Source organism: Marinomonas arctica, assembly GCF_003259225.1.
Lineage (GTDB): Bacteria > Pseudomonadota > Gammaproteobacteria > Pseudomonadales > Marinomonadaceae > Marinomonas > Marinomonas arctica.
Genome location: NZ_QHJF01000016.1, coordinates 1 through 19,021, shown reverse-complemented (window position 1 = coordinate 19,021; position 19,021 = coordinate 1). Strand labels below are relative to the sequence as shown.

General features: G+C 41.9%; 20 protein-coding genes. 14 read left to right on the top strand and 6 right to left on the bottom strand.

Annotation, left to right across the window (positions count from 1 at the left end; all coding sequences use genetic code 11):
- Position 1: 1 nt before the first annotated feature.
- Complete coding sequence (locus tag DK187_RS10900; protein ID WP_162623492.1) at positions 2-1,087, bottom strand: efflux RND transporter periplasmic adaptor subunit; 1,086 nt, start codon at positions 1,085-1,087, stop codon at positions 2-4.
- Between the two features lie 60 nt (positions 1,088-1,147).
- Positions 1,148-1,759, bottom strand: coding sequence for a PepSY domain-containing protein (locus DK187_RS10895; RefSeq protein ID WP_111607376.1), 612 nt, complete (start codon positions 1,757-1,759; stop codon positions 1,148-1,150).
- A 207-nt stretch (positions 1,760-1,966) separates the two neighbouring features.
- Here DK187_RS10895 and DK187_RS10890 point away from each other — a divergent pair, with 207 nt between their 5' ends.
- The 5 genes from DK187_RS10890 to DK187_RS10870 all read left to right on the top strand — a co-directional run bounded on the left by DK187_RS10890 (position 1,967) and on the right by DK187_RS10870 (position 6,800).
- Positions 1,967-2,419 (top strand): MarR family winged helix-turn-helix transcriptional regulator, encoded by a 453-nt coding sequence (locus DK187_RS10890; protein WP_111607375.1) that lies wholly within the window; start codon positions 1,967-1,969, stop codon positions 2,417-2,419.
- Between the two features lie 137 nt (positions 2,420-2,556).
- Positions 2,557-2,979 carry an organic hydroperoxide resistance protein gene (locus DK187_RS10885; RefSeq protein ID WP_111607374.1) on the top strand — a complete coding sequence of 141 codons (423 nt, stop codon included), beginning with the start codon at positions 2,557-2,559 and terminating at the stop codon, positions 2,977-2,979.
- Between the two features lie 386 nt (positions 2,980-3,365).
- Entirely contained in the window at positions 3,366-5,252 is a 1,887-nt protein-coding gene (locus DK187_RS10880; RefSeq protein WP_111607373.1) for a methyl-accepting chemotaxis protein, read from the top strand.
- Positions 5,253-5,320: 68 nt separating this feature from the next.
- Positions 5,321-6,415: an SMP-30/gluconolactonase/LRE family protein gene (locus DK187_RS10875; RefSeq protein ID WP_204355619.1), complete on the top strand. Its 1,095-nt coding sequence runs from the start codon at positions 5,321-5,323 to the stop codon at positions 6,413-6,415.
- 76 nt (positions 6,416-6,491) lie between these two features.
- Positions 6,492-6,800 (top strand): 4a-hydroxytetrahydrobiopterin dehydratase, encoded by a 309-nt coding sequence (locus DK187_RS10870; RefSeq protein ID WP_111607372.1) that lies wholly within the window; start codon positions 6,492-6,494, stop codon positions 6,798-6,800.
- A gap of 39 nt (positions 6,801-6,839) precedes the next feature.
- Here the strand turns inward: DK187_RS10870 and DK187_RS10865 are convergent, their stop codons facing one another.
- Positions 6,840-7,403 (bottom strand): helix-turn-helix transcriptional regulator, encoded by a 564-nt coding sequence (locus tag DK187_RS10865; protein ID WP_111607371.1) that lies wholly within the window; start codon positions 7,401-7,403, stop codon positions 6,840-6,842.
- 229 nt (positions 7,404-7,632) lie between these two features.
- Here DK187_RS10865 and DK187_RS10860 point away from each other — a divergent pair, with 229 nt between their 5' ends.
- Positions 7,633-8,649: an alpha/beta hydrolase family protein gene (locus DK187_RS10860; RefSeq protein ID WP_111607370.1), complete on the top strand. Its 1,017-nt coding sequence runs from the start codon at positions 7,633-7,635 to the stop codon at positions 8,647-8,649.
- 146 nt (positions 8,650-8,795) lie between these two features.
- Positions 8,796-9,596 (top strand): NYN domain-containing protein, encoded by an 801-nt coding sequence (locus tag DK187_RS10855; RefSeq protein ID WP_111607369.1) that lies wholly within the window; start codon positions 8,796-8,798, stop codon positions 9,594-9,596.
- An 8-nt stretch (positions 9,597-9,604) separates the two neighbouring features.
- Here the strand turns inward: DK187_RS10855 and DK187_RS10850 are convergent, their stop codons facing one another.
- Positions 9,605-10,660 carry a helix-turn-helix domain-containing protein gene (locus DK187_RS10850; RefSeq protein WP_111607368.1) on the bottom strand — a complete coding sequence of 352 codons (1,056 nt, stop codon included), beginning with the start codon at positions 10,658-10,660 and terminating at the stop codon, positions 9,605-9,607.
- A gap of 150 nt (positions 10,661-10,810) precedes the next feature.
- Here DK187_RS10850 and DK187_RS10845 point away from each other — a divergent pair, with 150 nt between their 5' ends.
- Both DK187_RS10845 and DK187_RS10840 read left to right on the top strand, forming a co-directional pair.
- Positions 10,811-11,164, top strand: a complete 354-nt coding sequence (locus DK187_RS10845; protein WP_111607367.1) for a DUF805 domain-containing protein — start codon at positions 10,811-10,813, stop codon at positions 11,162-11,164.
- A 13-nt stretch (positions 11,165-11,177) separates the two neighbouring features.
- Positions 11,178-11,768, top strand: coding sequence for a hypothetical protein (locus tag DK187_RS10840; protein ID WP_111607366.1), 591 nt, complete (start codon positions 11,178-11,180; stop codon positions 11,766-11,768).
- 11 nt (positions 11,769-11,779) lie between these two features.
- Here the strand turns inward: DK187_RS10840 and DK187_RS10835 are convergent, their stop codons facing one another.
- Complete coding sequence (locus DK187_RS10835; RefSeq protein WP_111607365.1) at positions 11,780-14,659, bottom strand: bifunctional diguanylate cyclase/phosphodiesterase; 2,880 nt, start codon at positions 14,657-14,659, stop codon at positions 11,780-11,782.
- Between the two features lie 389 nt (positions 14,660-15,048).
- The gene (locus DK187_RS10830; protein WP_162623491.1) at positions 15,049-15,900 is read right to left on the bottom strand and encodes a LysR family transcriptional regulator; all 852 of its coding nucleotides are present in this window, start codon (positions 15,898-15,900) and stop codon (positions 15,049-15,051) included.
- A 160-nt stretch (positions 15,901-16,060) separates the two neighbouring features.
- Here DK187_RS10830 and DK187_RS10825 point away from each other — a divergent pair, with 160 nt between their 5' ends.
- The 5 genes from DK187_RS10825 to DK187_RS10805 all read left to right on the top strand — a co-directional run.
- The gene (locus DK187_RS10825; protein ID WP_111607363.1) at positions 16,061-16,783 is read left to right on the top strand and encodes an HPP family protein; all 723 of its coding nucleotides are present in this window, start codon (positions 16,061-16,063) and stop codon (positions 16,781-16,783) included.
- A 41-nt stretch (positions 16,784-16,824) separates the two neighbouring features.
- Entirely contained in the window at positions 16,825-17,220 is a 396-nt protein-coding gene (locus DK187_RS10820) for a VOC family protein (RefSeq protein WP_111607362.1), read from the top strand.
- A 127-nt stretch (positions 17,221-17,347) separates the two neighbouring features.
- A complete protein-coding gene (locus DK187_RS10815) occupies positions 17,348-17,809 on the top strand; it encodes a methyltransferase family protein (protein ID WP_111607361.1) in 462 nt (153 codons plus the stop codon).
- Positions 17,810-17,958: 149 nt separating this feature from the next.
- Entirely contained in the window at positions 17,959-18,282 is a 324-nt protein-coding gene (locus DK187_RS10810) for a hypothetical protein (protein ID WP_111607360.1), read from the top strand.
- A gap of 212 nt (positions 18,283-18,494) precedes the next feature.
- The coding region (locus tag DK187_RS10805) for a GNAT family N-acetyltransferase (RefSeq protein WP_111607359.1) at positions 18,495-19,021 on the top strand (527 nt) is incomplete at its 3' end.

The following is a 19,021-nucleotide window of genomic DNA, read 5'->3' as shown; positions in this document are numbered from 1 at the left end:
ATTATGCTCCAGAATCAGCGACACGCACGACATTGCCTTCCATAAGGCCTTCGTTTCCCCGAGTAACAATCAGTTGATCCTGTTGTAATTCAGAGTCTAGTACTTCGACCGTATTATTCATGTAAGTTCCCGGAGTGACGGCCTTTTCTGACACAATATAGTGTCCTTCTTCATCGTGTTTACTGGCGACCCAAACGGTGGTGCGACCATTTGGATAACGATTGATTGCATCGCGATTAATCAGTAATCCCGTTTCAGCGTTCGGTAGTTTTAGTGTCGCTTTGACGGATACCCCAGGTAAAAAATTATTGCACGCCGAGACATCGGTTTTGATCAAAAAGGTGCGAGAAATACGGTCGCTGACCGGAACCTGATGAGTGATTGTTGACGCTATTTTCTGGCCGTTACAATCCAAGGTAATGGCGGCTCGAGTGGATATTTTGGCGTAATAGTGTTCTGGAATACGGAAGTCGGCGGTTAAGCCACTGTCGTCTGTTAGAGCAAACATTTGAACACCTTGTGCTGCCCATTCTCCGACATGAATAAAGCGTTCAGAAATAATCCCTGAGTAGGGTGCTCGTAAGTGGTGTTGACTCAATAATGCGCGTAAGCGTGACTCTTCAGCTTGTAACTGAGCCACCTGCGACTGCAGCAACTGTACATTACTTTTTCGGCTTTGGACTTCGGTGATACTAATGTCACGACCCGCTTGTAATGATTCGGCTTCTTTTAAAAGGCGTTTAGCTTCTGCAAAGCGGATATTGGCTTCGTTGACGCTGCTGACGGCTTTTTGATGTTCAAAACGCGTCAATTCGTCGTCTAAAGAAAGCAGTGTATCGCCTTTTTTCACCGCATCGCCTTCTTTGACATGGACTGTTTTGACGATACCTGAAACGTAGGAAGATAAGGTTGAGGCTTCTATTGCATTGATGGTGCCGACAAGGTCGATTTCATTCACAATCGTCTTTTGAGTCACGGGTTCTAATTGAACAATAGAGGCGGTTCTAGCTAACGCGACGCTTGCAGAGCACAGTGCAACAGTGATTGCAGTAGGAACAAGTAGGTATTTTAGTATGTTTGTCATCATCAACTTTCCATGCATGAGTGAACGATATGTCACCGAGTTTTATCTTCGATTGCGACGTCTTTAGCGTCGCAAAGAGGGAACGATTTCACCAGATTTTGCGTCAATGAGTATTTTTGTCGAACCGGATGGCCCTATTGATTTGACCTCATAAAATGTTAATCCTCGTTTGCGTTCTAGCTCGATAGACTCAATATACGAACCTTCTGGTAGATTCGTCAGTGCGATAGCATCTTGGATAGAAATGCCTTGGTTTTTTACGGTTTCTAGCGCCGCTAAGTCATGCTCGTCTAATTTATTAAAGCCCATGAAACGCAATGATTTTGAATGACTGCTTATTTTCTCTCCGTTGTGCAATGCATAGTGCGCTTTGTATCTTGTGCCTTCTTCTAGGTCGATGCCTTTTATCTCATACAGCAATATATTGTCTTCCTCATCCAGTTCGATTTCGGTAACAATCGAAGGATAGTCGGTTTTAAATGTCGCTAGGATGCTATCCAGAGAGATTGGGCTGGATTTGAGTGCTAAGAGTATCATTTGGTTCTCTTTATAATCATCGTGATCTTTTGCGTAGGTGGTACTGCTCATCAATAAAGCGGCCGAGCAGAGCGCGACTAAGGTGATGATTGACAAAAAGGCTGTGAAGATAATGCGGAATTTGTGTTTTAACGTCATGGTTATTACCTCATTTAATTAGATTGCCTTGTTAAGCATGACGTCACTATAACTGGGGGCTATTAACGATAAGATGATCGCAACATTAAATTTTTTTCATCTTAGGGAATGGCTGTCTTTTTTAGCGACATGCAGTTCTCGCTAAAAAAGAGTAGAATTCTTAATCATTATCGCTATAACAATTGGCTCGACTATGCATGAGAACGTATGACTTCTGACAATTCTTTACTCCCTAATAACCCATTATTGCTCGACAATCAGTTGTGCTTTGCCCTGTATTCGACGTCTTTAGCAATGACTCAGTTCTACAAAGAGCCCCTTTCTGCCATTGGTTTGACGTACCCTCAATATACGGTCATGTTGATTTTATGGGAGCAAGACGGCGTGAGTTTGAAACACATTAGTGATGCGCTTGGGCAAAAGTCTGGTGCGTTGACGCCAGTGATAAAGCGTATGGAAGCGGATGGTTTGGTTAAGCGTTTGCGGGGTGTAGACGACGACCGCAGCTTGAGTATTGCTCTGACTGAAAAAGGCAAAAAACTGAGGGAACAAGGCTTAGATGTGAATCGTTGTGTTGCGGAGGCCTGTGGTATGGATATGGGTGGCGTTGTGGCTTTGCGTGAGCAACTGGTGGCTCTTAGAAATAAATTGATAAAATAACACTTGCGCAATAATAGTTATTGCAATAACATAAATTCATTGGCTCAGGTAACTGAGCTTTTATTTCATTGTATTGTTATCGCGATAACTATTATTTAGATAACTTAATTCGACAATATCATTTTAGGAGCAATATTATGCAAGCCGTTTATAGTGCAACAGCAACATCTACTGGTGGCCGCGATGGTCGTTCTATTTCATCTGATAACAAATTGGATCTTGCTCTCAGCACACCAAAAGAATTGGGTGGTGCAGGCGGTGACGGCACCAATCCGGAGCAACTTTTTGCCGCGGGTTATTCTGCTTGTTTCATTGGTGCATTGAAGTTGGTTGCATCACAACAGAAAGTAAAAGTGCCTAATGATGTTAACGTTACCGCGACGATTGGCATTGGTGCGAACACCAAAGGCGAAGGCTTTACGATTTGTGCCGATTTAGAAGTGAATGTTCCAGGGGTAGAAAAAGACGTAGTTGAGCAATTGGTTGAAGCGGCTCACAAGGTTTGTCCATACTCAAATGCGACTCGTGGCAACATCGATGTGAACTTCACGATTAAGTAAAATGCGTCAAAGATAGAGATAGATCAGTATTTGTTAAAATGTACTCAAAATGCCTGTAAAACCTACTATGAAGAATATCTAAAGTAATGTAATCTCCATAAAGGTTAGGCTAAGGAAGCATCTTCAAAACGGACTTTTGAGTACATATTCATGGCTCGTTTTTCTGAGAGTAAATTTCATTCTCTCTGCCCTGATGACACCAATTAAATTCCTTTTTTATGTTTCGTTACTCTACCTTAACTCTTCTTTTTTTATGGTGCTTGGCAAATTCACTTTATTGTCACGCTTAATACATAAGATTTGAATGATTGAGTGCCTGTTATTTTCTTACTGTCAGAAAATAATGATGAGTGTCTAAAGACAATTAACATATAAGGATATGGTCTATGAAATTTACCCTAAAAAATAGAATTCTGTTTTTTACTTTGTGTCTTATTCTTATCATTTCAGGGATTTTAACGTGGAATGGATACAGTCGATTCAGTTCATTCAATAGTCAATATGCTCTAGAAAATCAAAAAGTGGAAACCATTCTGGTGGCGGCTGCTTTAGAGCAAAATATCAATTCCTACTTTGGGGCTTTGCAAAGCTTCCATGTCGATTTTAACGACGACTTGACTTTTGCCAATGAAAAACAAGTAACGGAAGCACTGGCGTTATTAAAAAGCACCAACCCTGCTATTCAGGCCGCTTTTGTGGCGCTAAAAAGTGGCCTGTCTTTTGAAGGCGATCGTTTTTTTCCTGGGTTTAATGCCAAAGAACTAAAAAAAGAATGGTATGTGAGAGCCTTTTCTGGCGAAAGAAATATCATAACGAAGGCGTATTTTGGTGAGGGCGAGCAAGCCGACGTTTTTGCGTTAGCGTCGCCTATCTATCGAGACGGTAATGTTATTGCCGTTGTTTGTGTCACTCTTAAAGTGTCTGAACTCACTACTTTTATTGAAGATTTGACGGAGAAAAATCAGCTTTTTGTCTTTGACGAGAGCGGTTATGTTGTTTCGGCCCCGCAAAAAGAGTTACTAGGTAAAAACATTTATCAAATACGTCCTGATTATTCTAAATTTAGTAGTAATAATCCGGTTATTCATTACACCATCAATGGTGTTGATGTGACAGCATTTGAGGGCAAACTACAGAATCGAGACTGGAAAGTGGTGTCTTATAATTTAGACGATGAGATCTCATCACCCAGTCAGAGCATGCTGCTTGGCTCCATTTCTATTTTTGTTGCCTTGGTGATCGTCTCTCTTTGCATTGTCTACTATGGCGTGGTGAATTTAGTCTATAAACCTATTGGGGGTGAGCCCAAAGAAATATCCGACATTATTTCTCGTATTGCGAAAGGGGATTTGTCGCAAAAATTACAAAATAACGGTCATGAAACCGGTATTTACGCATCGATCATTACTCTGAATCAGAAGCTCTCCGAGATCATTCGCGGGAGTTTGTCTATTTCTGACAATGTGGCTTCGGCTTCTGAAGAGCTGACCTTGGTCATGAAAAGCACAGCCGATAATTCGGCAGAAGAATTAAAAGAAGTCGAGTCGATTGCCAATGCGGTAAACGAATTGTCCAATGCATCTGAAGAAGTCAGTGCGAACGCTGTTCAGGCGGAAGACAAAGCGAATAAGGCAATAGAAAGCGTGACGAAAGGCCATCAAGGCCTGCAAAAATCCATTGATTTAACTCATAACATTAATAAGACCTTTAATGATACGGCCGCTATGATCGCCAAATTAAGGGATGAAACACTGAACATTGGCGAAGTGACGAATGTCATTAGTGCCATTTCTGAACAGACTAATTTGCTGGCTCTTAATGCGGCAATTGAAGCCGCTCGTGCTGGAGAGCAGGGGCGAGGCTTTGCGGTTGTGGCAGATGAAGTTCGTAGTCTTGCGGCGAAAACACAAGCGTCTACAGCCACCATCCAGGCGATCATCGCGACCTTGCAAGAGCAATCCAAGAAAGCCAATGACAACATGCTTGAAAACGTTAAGGCAATTCAATCATCGGTTGAGTTATCCGAAAATGTTAAGCGTTCTTTTGATGAGCTTTCTACTTATGTTCGGGCTATTTCAGATATTAATACGCTGGTGGCGGCCGCGTCTCAGGAACAGTTTAATGTCACCGCTGATATCAATAAAAATACCGCAAATACGGTTGATTTGGTAAATCAGAATGTGTCTGCGATTAATCAAACACAACAAGCCGCCAAGGAGCTTGCTCAGTTGGCCCTGAGTCAAAAAGAGACGCTGTCATTCTTTAAGCATTAAAAAGATGGTCTGACTATATGTCTATTTTTGTGTGATGTCACAATGGATTGAATAGGGAGTTAGGGTGAATGGAAAGTAAAGATGAAACAGTATTTGGGAAAGAGGAAACATCTCATTGTCGCCGTGATTTTTTTAAAAAAAGTGCCATGTTGTCAGGTATTGCGTTAAGTGGCTTTTCGAGTAAGTTGTTCGCTGAGCCGCTAAGTCTTCAGTATCCTGATGAGCATGTAGAAATACTCGACGAGAGCTTTTCAAAATACCGCCTTTTTAACGCCAGTGTTGAGCGATTAGCAACGGGAATGCGTTGGGCGGAAGGCCCAGTTTGGAGTGGTGATGGTCGTTATTTGTTGGTTAGCGATATTGCCAATAACTGCATCATGCGTTGGGACGAAATCACCAATCAATTTAATGTTTATCGCCACCAATCCAATTATTCGAATGGCTTGTGTCGAGATCTTGAAGGGCGATTGATTGTTTGTGAGGGGTCTACAACGGAGACTGAAGGCCGTCGTGTGACTCGAACGGAACACAACGGAACGATAAAGGTATTGGCCGATAATTTTCAAGGGAAGCGTTTTAACTCGCCCAACGATGTGGTGGTGAAGCGAGATGCTTCTATCTGGTTTACCGATCCTCCATTCCAAGCCGGCAGTATGTATGAAGGGCATATTATTCAAACCGAGCTGCCAGATGCCGTATACCGTATAGACGGCAAAACGGGGGAGTTAACTCAAGTCATTAATAATTTGGCTGGGCCAAATGGGTTGTGCTTTTCGCCAGATGAATCTGTTTTATACGTGGTTGAATGCTTGTCACAACCTAGGAAAGTATGGGCTTATGATGTGATGCCCGACGGTACACTAGGTCGCCGTAAAACCATTATTGCAGATATTCCTCATGCTGCGTTTGATGGTATTAAATGTGATCAAGACGGTAATCTTTGGTGTGGTTGGGGGAGTGACGGGTCTAAAGGTCAACATCCCGACGAGCTCAATGGTGTCATGGTCTTTAATAAAGACGGTAAGCCGATTGGTCATATTAAGCTGCCTGAATATTGTGCCAATATTTGCTTTGGAGGCACAAAAGGCAATCGTTTGTTTATGGCATCTTCCCACTCTATTTATGCTTTGTACGTTAATACACGAGGAGCTACCTTCGTTTAATATCAATTTAGCCATCAAGCCGCTACACTGATATTTCGAATCATACTATTTTTACTTGATATAGAGGTGTAGAAGCATGGCACATCGAAAGCTTGAACCGCATGAGATAGAGCAGGCGCTTAGCCAATTAAATGCAGAAACGTCACAGGACTGGGTGGTAGAAAACGAAAAACTCAGTAAAACCTTCAAATTCAAAGATTTTCAGCATGCTTTTGGTTTTATGACCATGTGTGCGATCTACGCTGAAAAGCAAGATCATCATCCTGAATGGTTTAATGTTTACAATAAAGTCAGTATTCAACTAACGTCCCACGATGTGTCTGGCATTTCCCAAAAAGATTTTGACCTTGCTAAGAAAATGACAGCCTTTGCATTGTCGGTGTAACCGATAACTCACGACGATACATAGGCTTGCCGTTATGATTTAATGCGTCAGGATGGCGGCCAATAGCTGGCTTGACGTGGGTACGAGACCAAGCTTGATATCGAAAGGTTTGAACACCTTGTTGATAATCTCTGCAGTGTAATTGCCTTTATCGTTTTCGATCTCAGACAATGTCTTACGAGAGACGCCTGACAGTTTAGTATAGGCGTCTTGTCTCAGTCCCAACACATCCACTCGTAACTCGCGCAAAGCTTCGCCTTGTGTCATTTCGTCTAATAACAAACGTTTGATGATCTGGTTAATGGCGATCAGCTGCTCTTCTTTACTCATCGGCTGTAGATTTTTTGATGCACGCTGTCTTGTTAATGTGTTTGACGATTTTGCTTCCTCTGGTTTTGTCACAACAGAGTCGATCTTGTACTGTTTTTTTGGCACATCGGCAGATAATGTTTTTTTAGACGTGTTTTCTTTGTGGTGTTTTTGTTCTTTGCTCTCTTTTTTGGTGTCCAGTTTTGCTTGCTTCTTTTTTAACTCACTTTTTTTCGTTTTGGTCTTATGCTTTTTTAGGGGCTGAGCACTGTCTAACTGTTCTTTCATTTTCATTTTATTGTCTCCATCTGCCTTAGGTAAGCGAGTTCGAATACCTCGGATAAAATGAGCGTACAGAGTTAATATGACAGATAAGTAACAATAATGCTAAAAATCACTTTGTTTTATGAAAGTGAGTATTTGACGGGTGTTATAACGTCCTTCATCCTGTTTTAGGACGCTTTACTCGCATTTTCCTTTCATTGTGACTTCTTTTAAAAGCACTTTGAAAGGAAATATCTCCATGAAACGATTTGCGTGTTTTGTTTTATTGGTCAGCTGCTGGGCTGTGAATGCTTCTGCGTATTCGGTGGGTTTTGATCAGGTTCAGTTATATACGGACAGCGATAGACCGTTAAAAGCCAGTGTTTGGTATCCATCACAGACGACCTTTCCCACTGAAAAAATTGCGGAAAACGCGGCGTTTTTGGGAACCGACGTGGTACGAGTGGGAGCACCTCTGGCGGGGCAGTTTCCATTGGTCGTGATTTCTCATGGTTATCGTGGCAACTGGCGTAATCAAAATTGGCTAGCAACGAAATTAGTGCAAGATGGTTATGTTGTGGCGTCGCTTGATCATCCTGGGACCACGTCTTTTGATCATTCCCCGCAAGCAGCGGCTCAGTGGTGGCAGCGCGCGGGCGATTTATCCCGTTTGTTGGATTGGTTGTTAAACGAGTCTTATCTATTGCCAAATATCGATGCTAATAACGTTACCGCAATCGGCCATTCATTGGGTGGTTGGACTGTCATGTTGTTAGCCGGCGCGCAATTTGATCGTGACCAACTAAAGCACGAATGCGTGCTTAAAAATAATCCTCGAGTGTGTGGTTTGATGCCTGAACTGGGCTTGGATCAACCACAAGCTAGTGAGCCGACTGGCCACTTAAAAGATGAACGAATCAAGCGAGTTATTTCCTTGGATTTGGGCTTGGCGAGAAGCTTTTCCCGTCAGAGTTTACGGGTTTTAACCACACCCACATTGATCCTAGCCGCAGGCGTTGATATTGGCGATTTACCACAAGCGGAAGAGTCTGGTTTTCTCGCACAGTATATCCCCTCGAATAATCGTCAATACATTGTCTATCCAGACGCGGCGCACTTTAGTTTTATGCAACTCTGCAAGCCCGGCGCCATTGAGATGATAGAAGAGGAAGAACCGGGCGATGGTATTGTTTGCCAAGACGGTAATGGACGATCTCGGGATGACCTTCATCAAGTGATGTATCGGGATATTCTCGCGTTTTTGCATCAGCCTTAAAATCGTATCATGAGTACTGGCTTGACAATGCACCTTAATGAGCTAGAATATTTCTGATAGCGCCCACGGCCAAGCTTAACTCACTTTTTAATAGTTAAGCCTACCCCGTGGGTTTTTTTTATCTTTATTTTAGGAAGTGTAGTTATATGGATATAAAAGTCGCTTTTCTTGTTGACGGATCATTTTTTCTAAAACGATTACAATTTTTTAAACGTAAATATTACACAACTCATCCAGATTTAACGGCTAATGAAACTGTACAAATCTTAAGCTTGGCTATCCGAAGGCATCTAAATAATAGCTCGCATGGAAGTTACCAGCATCTCTACAGGGTATTTTATTACGACTCACCACCATTGGATATTAAAGCGCATTATCCTCTAATAGAAAAAGGTGAAACAAATCGTAGAGTCATCGATTTTTCTAAAGAAGCAAATTCAATACATAGACAGAAAATATTGGATGAGCTGAAAAAGCAAAGAAAGTTTGCATTACGATTAGGGACGATCAAACACGATAAACAATGGAAACTTACGGACTCAGCTTTAAATGACTTACTTCAGCATAAACGGCAGTTTGACGAGTTGACCAACGCTGATTTCTATTACAGTGTGCGTCAAAAAGGTGTAGACATTAAGCTCGGTGTCGATGTATCCACCCTTGCACAGCAAAAATTGATAGATAAAATTGTACTTATTGCGGGAGACAGCGATTTTGTTCCAGCTGCAAAATTAGCAAGAATAAATGGTATCGATTTTGTCTTAGATGCGCTCCGCAATAATATTGATCCTACCTTGCATGAGCATATCGATGGGTTAATTTCATACGACCTTGTTTCAATTATGAAAGACGTTTTGAAAAAAGAACCAGACAGTAAACCTGCTTGGTGGAATACCGGAACCAATCCCCAAAAGCCAAAATATCAAAAGCAAAAAAATGATAACTAGAAGCGGTACTAATACTCACTTTTCATCTTTGCGCGCCGAAAGGCGCTCGGCGTCTGTTGTGTCACGCGCGAAAACTCTCGGTGAAAGTTAGATTTTGTTTGAAAGCCAGAGTCCAAATAGATTTGGGTGATGGCTTTGTCGGTCGTCAGCAGCAGTGTTTTGGCCCGTTCAATACGATGTTCGTTCACCACTTGTGAGATATTGCGTCCGTAAACTTGGTTGATGGCAGCAGATATCTGACGGGCTGGAATACAGGCTTTTCTAGCGAGTCTATCGAGGGTTAAATCAGGATCGAGAAACACTTCTTTGGTGCTAAGCAGTACTTCTATTTTGTGTACTATGTCTTTTACTTCATCGTCGGTTAATGGATGCGGATTTTTGTCTTTTGATTCTTCTACGAGCGTTTGTTTTTCATGCTGATCAGACGCTTCGTTAACACTGGGCGCGATACTGAGGCTCATCATAATGACGGCGATCGCCAGCACTGGCAGCAATACCGCATGACCAATAGAGAGAATAACCAGCGCATGTTCACCAGCGAAAAAGTAAAAATCGATGGCTAACGCACCATCAATCATAGCGGACATTAACAACATGATGCCTGCAATCCGCTCGGCTTTTAGAGCATTGTCGATATCAGATAAGCGTACTTGTTCAGGAAGGTTTGACGCTTTGAAAGACGCTCGAATCAGCGCAACGCCATAACCCACATAAAGCAGCGTTAACACTGGGTCCAAAGGCGGCCGCCAAAACGGATAGGTAAAAGACGCCAAGGTGACAAAAACAGGCGGCAATAAATGCCAAGCTTTCAGTTTATGGCGTTGGTGGGCATTTGAAAAACAGTACCAAGCCGTAACGGGAATACACGATGCCAAGATGGGTTGAATCAGACGAAAGAGTGAATAATCAAACGTCCAGCGCAGACCAACCACTGTCGTTGTAAGCGCACACAAGGCGATAAAAACAAACGCCGATTGCGTCGTTTCTTCTCGGCGAATGAACAACAAAATCGCCAAGATAGACAGCAATAGGGCAACCACAAACGGTAATGGAATGGCGATCATTTCGACTCCCTAATCTTCATTGATCTTAGTTTTGTTAGGTGATTATGTCCTAAACCGTCATTAAGGACGTCCTTAATCTTGATCTAGGACGCTATTTTTCCCTTAAAACGCTAGCTTTTACTCTTCGAGAATCTTTTATTGGAGAAAAGTATGAACGGGTATCTTGATGCGTGGAAACGTTATGCACAATTTTCAGGAAGAGCATCACTGGAAGCATTTTGGATGTTCTTTTTGGTGAATAGTGTGATCTCGCTAGTGTTTGTCTTGTTAGAAATTTTTTTTCAAGCAACGTGGCAAATAGAAGCGCTTTATAGCCTGTTAATTTTCTTGCCCATGTTGTCTATAACTGTACGTAGATTGCATGACACTAACCGCTCCGCTTGGTGGTTGCTGGTGGTTTTGGTTCCCGCGATAGGCATGCTTGTTTTGCTGGTGTTATTGGCTTTACCCAGTGAGCCAGACTGCGATTTTGGACATTATCCACAAAACAACGTGATGCTATAAACAGGAACCAAACATGAAAGATGTTAATAACTTACCCCACTTATCCACCATGTTATGCTCAATCTTGCTACTTTTATCGGTTTCTGCCTGCAGCCGTGAAGCAAAAAACGTGGATCAGAGTAATTTGGCATTTTCAGATAGCATAAAAGCCGTGGTGTACATTGAGTCGCCGAAAGTCGGCACTTTGTTGCAGTTGCGAGGTATTGCAGGGAAAGGGGTGCTTATCTCCAGAAATAATAACCGACAAGAAGGGCTAGTGACCTGTGTTTCTTCACCGATTCGATTCGCAGCGGGAGACTTCGGGGGTGATAGCATTGGCATTCAATCCATTGAGCCCATTCGACTGCTTATTTATTCTAATAAGGTCGCAGAAATACTGCTCGACGGCGATGAAGTGGTCAGCGAAGATTATGTTATTACCAATCACAGCGATACCGAATTGGGTGACATCAAAATTGAATCCGGTTTAACACTCAGTTATGGATTTGTGCTCAATCCTGGGGAATGGTCTTGGTCGTCGGTGTTTGGCTGGGACCATAGTGCAATAAACTGCGGGTACTTGGCTTTAAGTAAAAGACCCTATGGAAATGTTCTATTTCCATAGGTGATAATCATTTATTTTTCTAAGAAAGTTTTTTCGAAAATTTCTGCAGAAAGCGGTTTGCTAAATAGATAGCCTTGATAAATATCGCAACCAAGGCCTCTTAAAATATTAAATTCGATACTGTGTTCGACCCCCTCCGCAACCACGGTTAGGTTAAGTTTTTTACACAGTGAAATAACACTTTCGACCATGGTAAATAAGCTATCGTCTTTGCTCATACTAGATACAAAGGATTTATCTATTTTGACTTCATCAATGGGGAGTTTCCAGAGTGAATTGAGAGACGAGAATCCTGTGCCAAAGTCATCCAGAGCAATAGTAATACCATGCTCCCTTAAATTGCTTAAAGCCGTGATGGCTGTTTGATAATTTTTCATGAAAACAGATTCGGTGATTTCCAATCGAATCCTATTTTCAGGAATGGCGTGTTTTTTTAGGATATGTAAGAGGTCTTTTTCAAAGTTCGGTTCGATCAATTGAATAGGGCTGATATTCAAAGACAGTGTTTTGAAATCAACAGATGGTTTTCTTTTAAACCATTTGGCAAGTTGAAAACAGGCTTTTTCGATAATCTGTAGCCCAAGTGGGTAAATGAGATTATTTTTTTCCGCGATCTCAATAAAGACATCTGGGCTGACAAAACCAAAATTATCGTGCTTCCAGCGCGCCAATACTTCTACGCCAATGACGTGTTTTTGAGCATTCACTTGTGCTTGGAAATGGATGTCTAAACTGTTTTCGGCAATGCAATCACGTAAGTCCATTGTTAAAATGGTTTTTTTATTAAAGAGGTCTTGGTCTTTGTGATCGAAAATATGAAAACGATTCTTGCCTTTATTTTTTGCGGAGTACATGGCAATGTCGGCTTGTTTTAGCGTTTCGTTAAAATCAAGCATTTTAACGTCTTCCGAGATGATGCCCATGCTTGGTGTAATCACCAAGGTGTGTGCATTATCCAAAATCGGCTCACCAATACGCTGAATAATTTTATCAGCAATCAGTTCGGCTAAAGTTGGGTCTGGCAGTATTTGATGTGTTAGAACCACCACAAATTCATCGCCACCTAAACGTGCCACTAAATCGTTGGCGGTTGCACATTCGTTTAGTCTTTGCGCGATGGTGATAAGTAACCTGTCTCCTGTTTCATGGCCCATGAAATCATTGACGTCTTTAAAATTATCCAGATCGATAAAAAGAACAGAAACATGAGTAATGTGTTTTTGTTCTTTCAATCCTTCGATAAAAGACCGTAGATGTTCTCGATTTGCCAATCCTGTTAGGGAGTCAAAATAGACACTTTGCTCGAGTTGGTTGATGCGCATTTGACTGTGCTTGGTACTAAAAAAATCCTTCCCTGCGTTGAAAATGATTTCTAATAGGTTTCGGTCTTGTTCTTGCCAAGGGGAACTTTCACCAGAGATATTTTGGCGCCATAACGCAAATGAACTTCTAGGTTCTAAGTGTCTTTCATTGTTTTCGATTACAATGTTGACGGTTTGTGGTGCGCCTCCCCATTGAATGCTCTTAGCGACTTCCTCTTTGCCAATAAAGACATAAAAATCATTGGGCACTTTTGCTCTTATCATGGCAATCCCGACCATGCCATTCAGGCCTGGGATTTCGCCTTTTTCTTGATGGAGTTTTTCTGACTGAAAGTAAATCGCATCTGGTGTTGAGAACAGGTTTTTTAACGCCTCGATAGTGTGATCACCAAGACGTAAAAAAGAACTTCCTTCCAGGATATAAGACTGCTCTCTGTAGATAATGCCAATAAAATGATACTGAGTGATGGTTTGTATTTTAAGTAAAACGGACTCAAATAGAGCGGCCGAGATATTGGCCATTTTTGCCTGATTGAACGACGCTTCAATATAAGATTGCGCGTTCATTAGGTAGGTCAGGCGTTTGATTTTTTCAGCAGGGATTAGATACGAGGTGATGATTTCACTGAATAGCTCCCCTGAGATACGAAGTTGTGATACGACGTCATTGGTTGGCACTTTGGGATCATTATGGTGACAAACGACCATGCCCCACAGTGTGTCGCCTTTTTTTATCGAAAGCGATAATGAAGCACTTACCTGCATATTTTTGAGATAGTGACGATGTACCGGCGACATGCTTCTCAAAATAGACAAGCTTTGATTGAGAGGTTGCCCATTTGGCAATAGTGCTGGCTCTAGTGGGCAGGGCTTGGCGTCTATGTCGGCAAAAAGACGAATAGGGCTGAGTGCATAGAGCTCCCTAGCTTGTTTGGGAATGTCCTCCGCAGGAAAACGCAGCCCTTTATACTTTATGTCTTCACGCTCAGAGACCGCTTCGGCGACCACCTCTCCAGACCAATCGGGTAAAAAGCGGTACATCATCACTCGGTCGTATTGCGTGTATTCTTGTAATTGACCGACCAAGGTTTGAAATAGGGCAGTTTCATCATGGGACGCTTTGAGTAAAGCCACCATATTATCAATTTGTGATAATAAGACACGACTATCGTATTCAGAGCCTGTACTCGGCGAGAACTCTAAACTGATCCAGCCGTCAGCTCGGTGGGCAAAACAGCCCCAATCGGATGATTTAACACGGCCTGATTCTTTGATTTCAAGCACCACTGATTTTTTAGACGATAAAGCGGCTAAAGACTCGATATTGGCAAATTCAACCCATTGACTAATGTGGCTACCGATTAGCTCAGGATAGCCACTTGCTGACGAGCCCGCTGTCAAAATATCCAAGATGTTGCTGGAATGTTGGACAATCTGTAAAGTGTCCGCATCAAGGACTAATTGAAACCCGTGTGGTTGGATGGAGCCTATGATTTGAATCGCTTCCGACGCGCATTGTGCTGCCTCGTCACTCGTTATTTTGCGTGTTTCAATAATCTCTTTTGTCATATTCCCTATCTCGTACCGTTAAAATGGTCGATGCTAAAAACAATAGCATATCCTAGTAGAATGAAGAGTACTTTAACGAAATCAGTACGTTGAGACGTGTTCTGATACATTAGGAACCTTATCTGAAAAGCCTATAAAATTCACTGATAAAATGATGCGTTATGTCCCTCGATTTATTAGATCGTCTTTTTTGAATAAAGCCTGTTAAAAATAAAAATTATGATAAATAAAGTGAATGATATTTAAGCATCTAAACCATTCTAAAAAACCAGTATATACGCTGGTCATTGAAGTTAAGTTCACTTTTGTATGAAGCTACCTGCTAGTCTAATCACATATCGAATGGTTCAGACGTTTTGTCTTTTTGGCCTCGTGGTATGGAAAACGTCTTAAATTGTCCAATTTAAGACGTTTTCCATACTTTTTAAGAGTCTTTTTTTTGCCTGTTCAAAGTCATCTGGTAGCGTATTGTGTTTGTGATAGATAAGGTAAATAGGGTAGGTGAACTCAGCGGCCTCTTTCACCTTGTGTAACTGTCCTTCGTTGAGGTATTGATCAACCACACGTGTGCGAAAATAGCCATTTCCGCCTTTAGCCAATAAATATTTCAACGCCATTGGGCCAAGAGAGAACTGTATTGCCGCTTGTCGATTAAAAGGCACACAGCGATCAAACTGCAGCGAGAAATCCTCTCCCCAATCGATAAATAAATCTGGTGTTGTTTGCTGGTTTGAGGCGACGTGGATAAGTTTTTCTTCAGCGATCTGTTCGACCACCAAATTGGGCAGGTAACGTGGGCTGTGGACAATGATTGCATCGATCTCTTGCGTTTGCAGTAATTGATACAATATGTCTGTGGTTGAAACTTTACTGTTGATATGTAAATGAGGCATGTCGTCATTCATCGCAAGCAACCAATCGATCAGTATTGGGTTCCATAAACTGATTTCGCCACCAATCCTTAAGGTCTGCTGAGCTGGATAATTAGAAGCACCACAAAGCTGCTTTGCTTGCTCCCAAGCCTCTATCATACTCTGCGCTGGCTTCACAAAGGCTTCTCCACTTTTTGTCAGCTTTGCACCAGCTCTATTACGGATAAATAAACGGCAATTTAGCGCTGATTCTAAGGTTTGAACTCTTGCCGTTACCGTTGTTTGAGTGACGTGTAAGCGTTCTGCTGCACGGGCGAAGGTGCCAGCGTGAATGATTTCGAGAAAGGTTTTGGCTTGTTCTATATCCATCTCAATTTTTAATGCAATTATATTGCATTTAAACCTCATTTAAATTCATTATACTTAAGGCTATTTTAATCATTAAAATGACGCCGTTACTAGGTAAACATGATTGTTTGCTTTTGTTGTCTGAAATCGCAATTCATTCTCGCAAGGCGTTATTGTTCTTATGTTCTTCTCGTTATGTCGCAATATTGCTCGATTTATTGGTATTGAAACCAATAAAACCTCCCATTTTGAACGTTGTTTATCTGGTACTACGGCTTGTCTTGCATTGGTTTGTGTTTATTTCTTATCGAGGCTATTTTTGCCTCTTCCCGATTCGTTGTTAGTGGTGGCTTCTATTGGCGCCAGTGCCGTTTTGTTGTTCGCCATTCCCCATGGTGCTTTATCGCAGCCATGGCCCTTTGTAATCGGGCACCTAATATCAGCGCTTATTGGTATCAGTTTTTATAAGGTGTTTGGAGCGTCTTTTGTGACAGGTGCGACAGCGGTTGGCGTGTCGATTATCGGTATGCATTATCTTCGTTGCTTGCATCCACCTGGCGGGTCGACGGCATTATCCTGTGTGATTGGTGGCAGCAGCATACATGCAATGGGCTATGAGTTTTTACTGTATCCGTTATTGATCAATTTATTGGCGATGTTGGCGCTCGCCGTCATCTTCAATAATTGCTTTTCTTGGCGACGTTATCCTGCAGCTTTAAATACGTCATTGCATCAAGAAATCAATGAACAACACTTTATTGAAAGGGATGATCTTTATCATGTGCTAGAACAGGAGGACATTTTTATCGACGTCAGTGCAGAAGAGCTTATGCACATTTACAACGCCGCAAGAGAACACGCGAAAGCGCGACATAAAAGACTTGTATCTACATTGCCGAAGTAGGATCTTAGTGTGAAGGCGCTATTTAATGAAAAAGGAATAATATGTTTTCGCATATCTATTACGGTGTTAGTGACTTTGAGCGAGCTTATGCTTTTTACAGCAAGCTAATGACTTGTTTAACCATCAAAGAGCGCTTTTATGATCAAGATAAGCCTTGGGCAGGTTGGAACAGCCCTAGTCCAAACGGCCGGCCGTTATTCGTTATCGGCAAACCTTTTAATGGTAAAGTCCATGATCAAGGCAATGGACAAATGATTGCTTTCAATGCAAAAGACAGAGCTACCGTCACAGCAGCTTACAACTTAGCTATTCGAAATGGCGCCACATGTGAAGGTCAGCCCGGATTACGCAGTGAATACCATGAAAGTTACTTTGGTGCTTATTTTAGAGATTTAGACGGCAACAAGGTTTGTGTTGTTTGTCATGAAATCGAGTAAGACAGAGTCAGCTACTTCAGCAAGCTCTATATAGGAAGTGTGGGCTATTTGGACGTTATTCTGAGCCTCCACTGAGCGTCTTTATGGAAAAATCGCTTAGTATTGTTGGTGATCAAAAGAGGGTGTCATGAAAAATCTTGAGCTTAAAATTCCCCCTGTTGTCTTGGTCGCGATCTTAGCTGTTGGCATGTGGGCGGTGTCGCGTATTGCGCTGAATTCACATTTTACCTTTCCCTATGTGGAATGGTGGTCGGCTGGTATGGTTTTTCTTGGTTTTTTTATATCCATTGCGGGAGTTTTACAGTTCAGAAAGGCTGGAACAACGGTCGATCCTCGAGTACCAGATCAGTCAAGTAATTTGGTGGTGAGTGGGGTTTATCGCTACAGCCGTAATCCGATGTATTTAGGCTTTTTACTGGCGTTATGCGGGTGGTGTTTGTTTTTAGGAAATGTCGTTTCTGCCTTGTTTCTCCCAGCTTTTATTATCTACATGAACCGTTTTCAAATCGTACCAGAAGAGCGGTTTATGCAAGAAAAGTTTGCCGAGTCTTATCGTCAATACCGATCGCAGGTGCGCCGCTGGATCTAAAGGCAGGGCAGGTAGTCATGATCGGCGGTTGTCATTGCGATCAGGCGAAGGCTAAAATAACGTACTATTAGAGTTTAATTGCAACGAAACAGCGTGTTTTCGTTGTTGGTTAATTTGCCATTGCCCAGTAAAAATACAAGAGCGTTAAGATGACAATTGATATAGACCAGTTAACGGAAGAAGAATTAGTCGAGCTGAATCATCGAATTGTTAAGCGGCTCAAATTTTTAGAGTCATTTCATACCCACAATGAAATGATGCAGTTTAACCCCGGAGAGCAAGTGACGTTCGAACCGCCTGGTAGAGAGCGTCAAATTGGTATTCTGATAAAGTTTAATCAGAAAACCGTTACCGTGATGACGGAATCTGGACATAAATGGAATGTCTCCCCACACTTGCTTAGCAAAGTGAAAAAAATGAACCCCCAAAAGGCCAAGTCCAACAAAGTCGTCAATTTGCGCAAGTCAAAATAACCCATCTACACATAAGCGCCATTTTACGGGGATAGTAATCATTAATTCTGAGTCAGAGCAAGATGCCCTGTTCACCAAAATTAAAGGATAAGTTGCGTGGTGAAGGGATTCGTATTAGACATATCAACAGTCGCTCAACAGTCGCTCAACAGTCGCTCAACAGTATTTGGAAAATATTTACCAATACATCATGCCCGGTGGAAGACATCTAGATGGATATTAGATTTGAGCCTATTGCTATCGATACACACTTTTCTCAATGTGTGGCATTTAGACGGGATGCTTACTTATGCAGCTTCGGAACGGATGTTGGTTTTGAAGATTCAATTATTGGCTACGAAGCTATGTTACGACAAAACACGTTAGAAGAAGGCTGGTATTACTTTCATATCTGGCATGAAAGTCAGCTTATTGGTCAGTTGGAATTTAGATCTTTTTCTAGGTCTGTTGATACTGGTTATGTGCAATTAATCTATTTGATCCCTGAATATCGCGGTTTAGGCTTAGGAACTAAGCTACAAGAGTTTATCTGCGCTCAATTGATAGAAGCTGGTTGTAGCAAATCAAAGCTTTGTGTCAGTAGGGCTAACGAGACGGCTTTGCGTCACTATAAACGCTCAGGTTGGACGTATTTATTCCCTAACCCTAAAGGTAAAAACATGGATTTTTATCCAGGGCGAGAGCGTGAACATATTTTGAACAGTTTTGCCCCACCTCATTCACTCTTCTGCCACAGCTT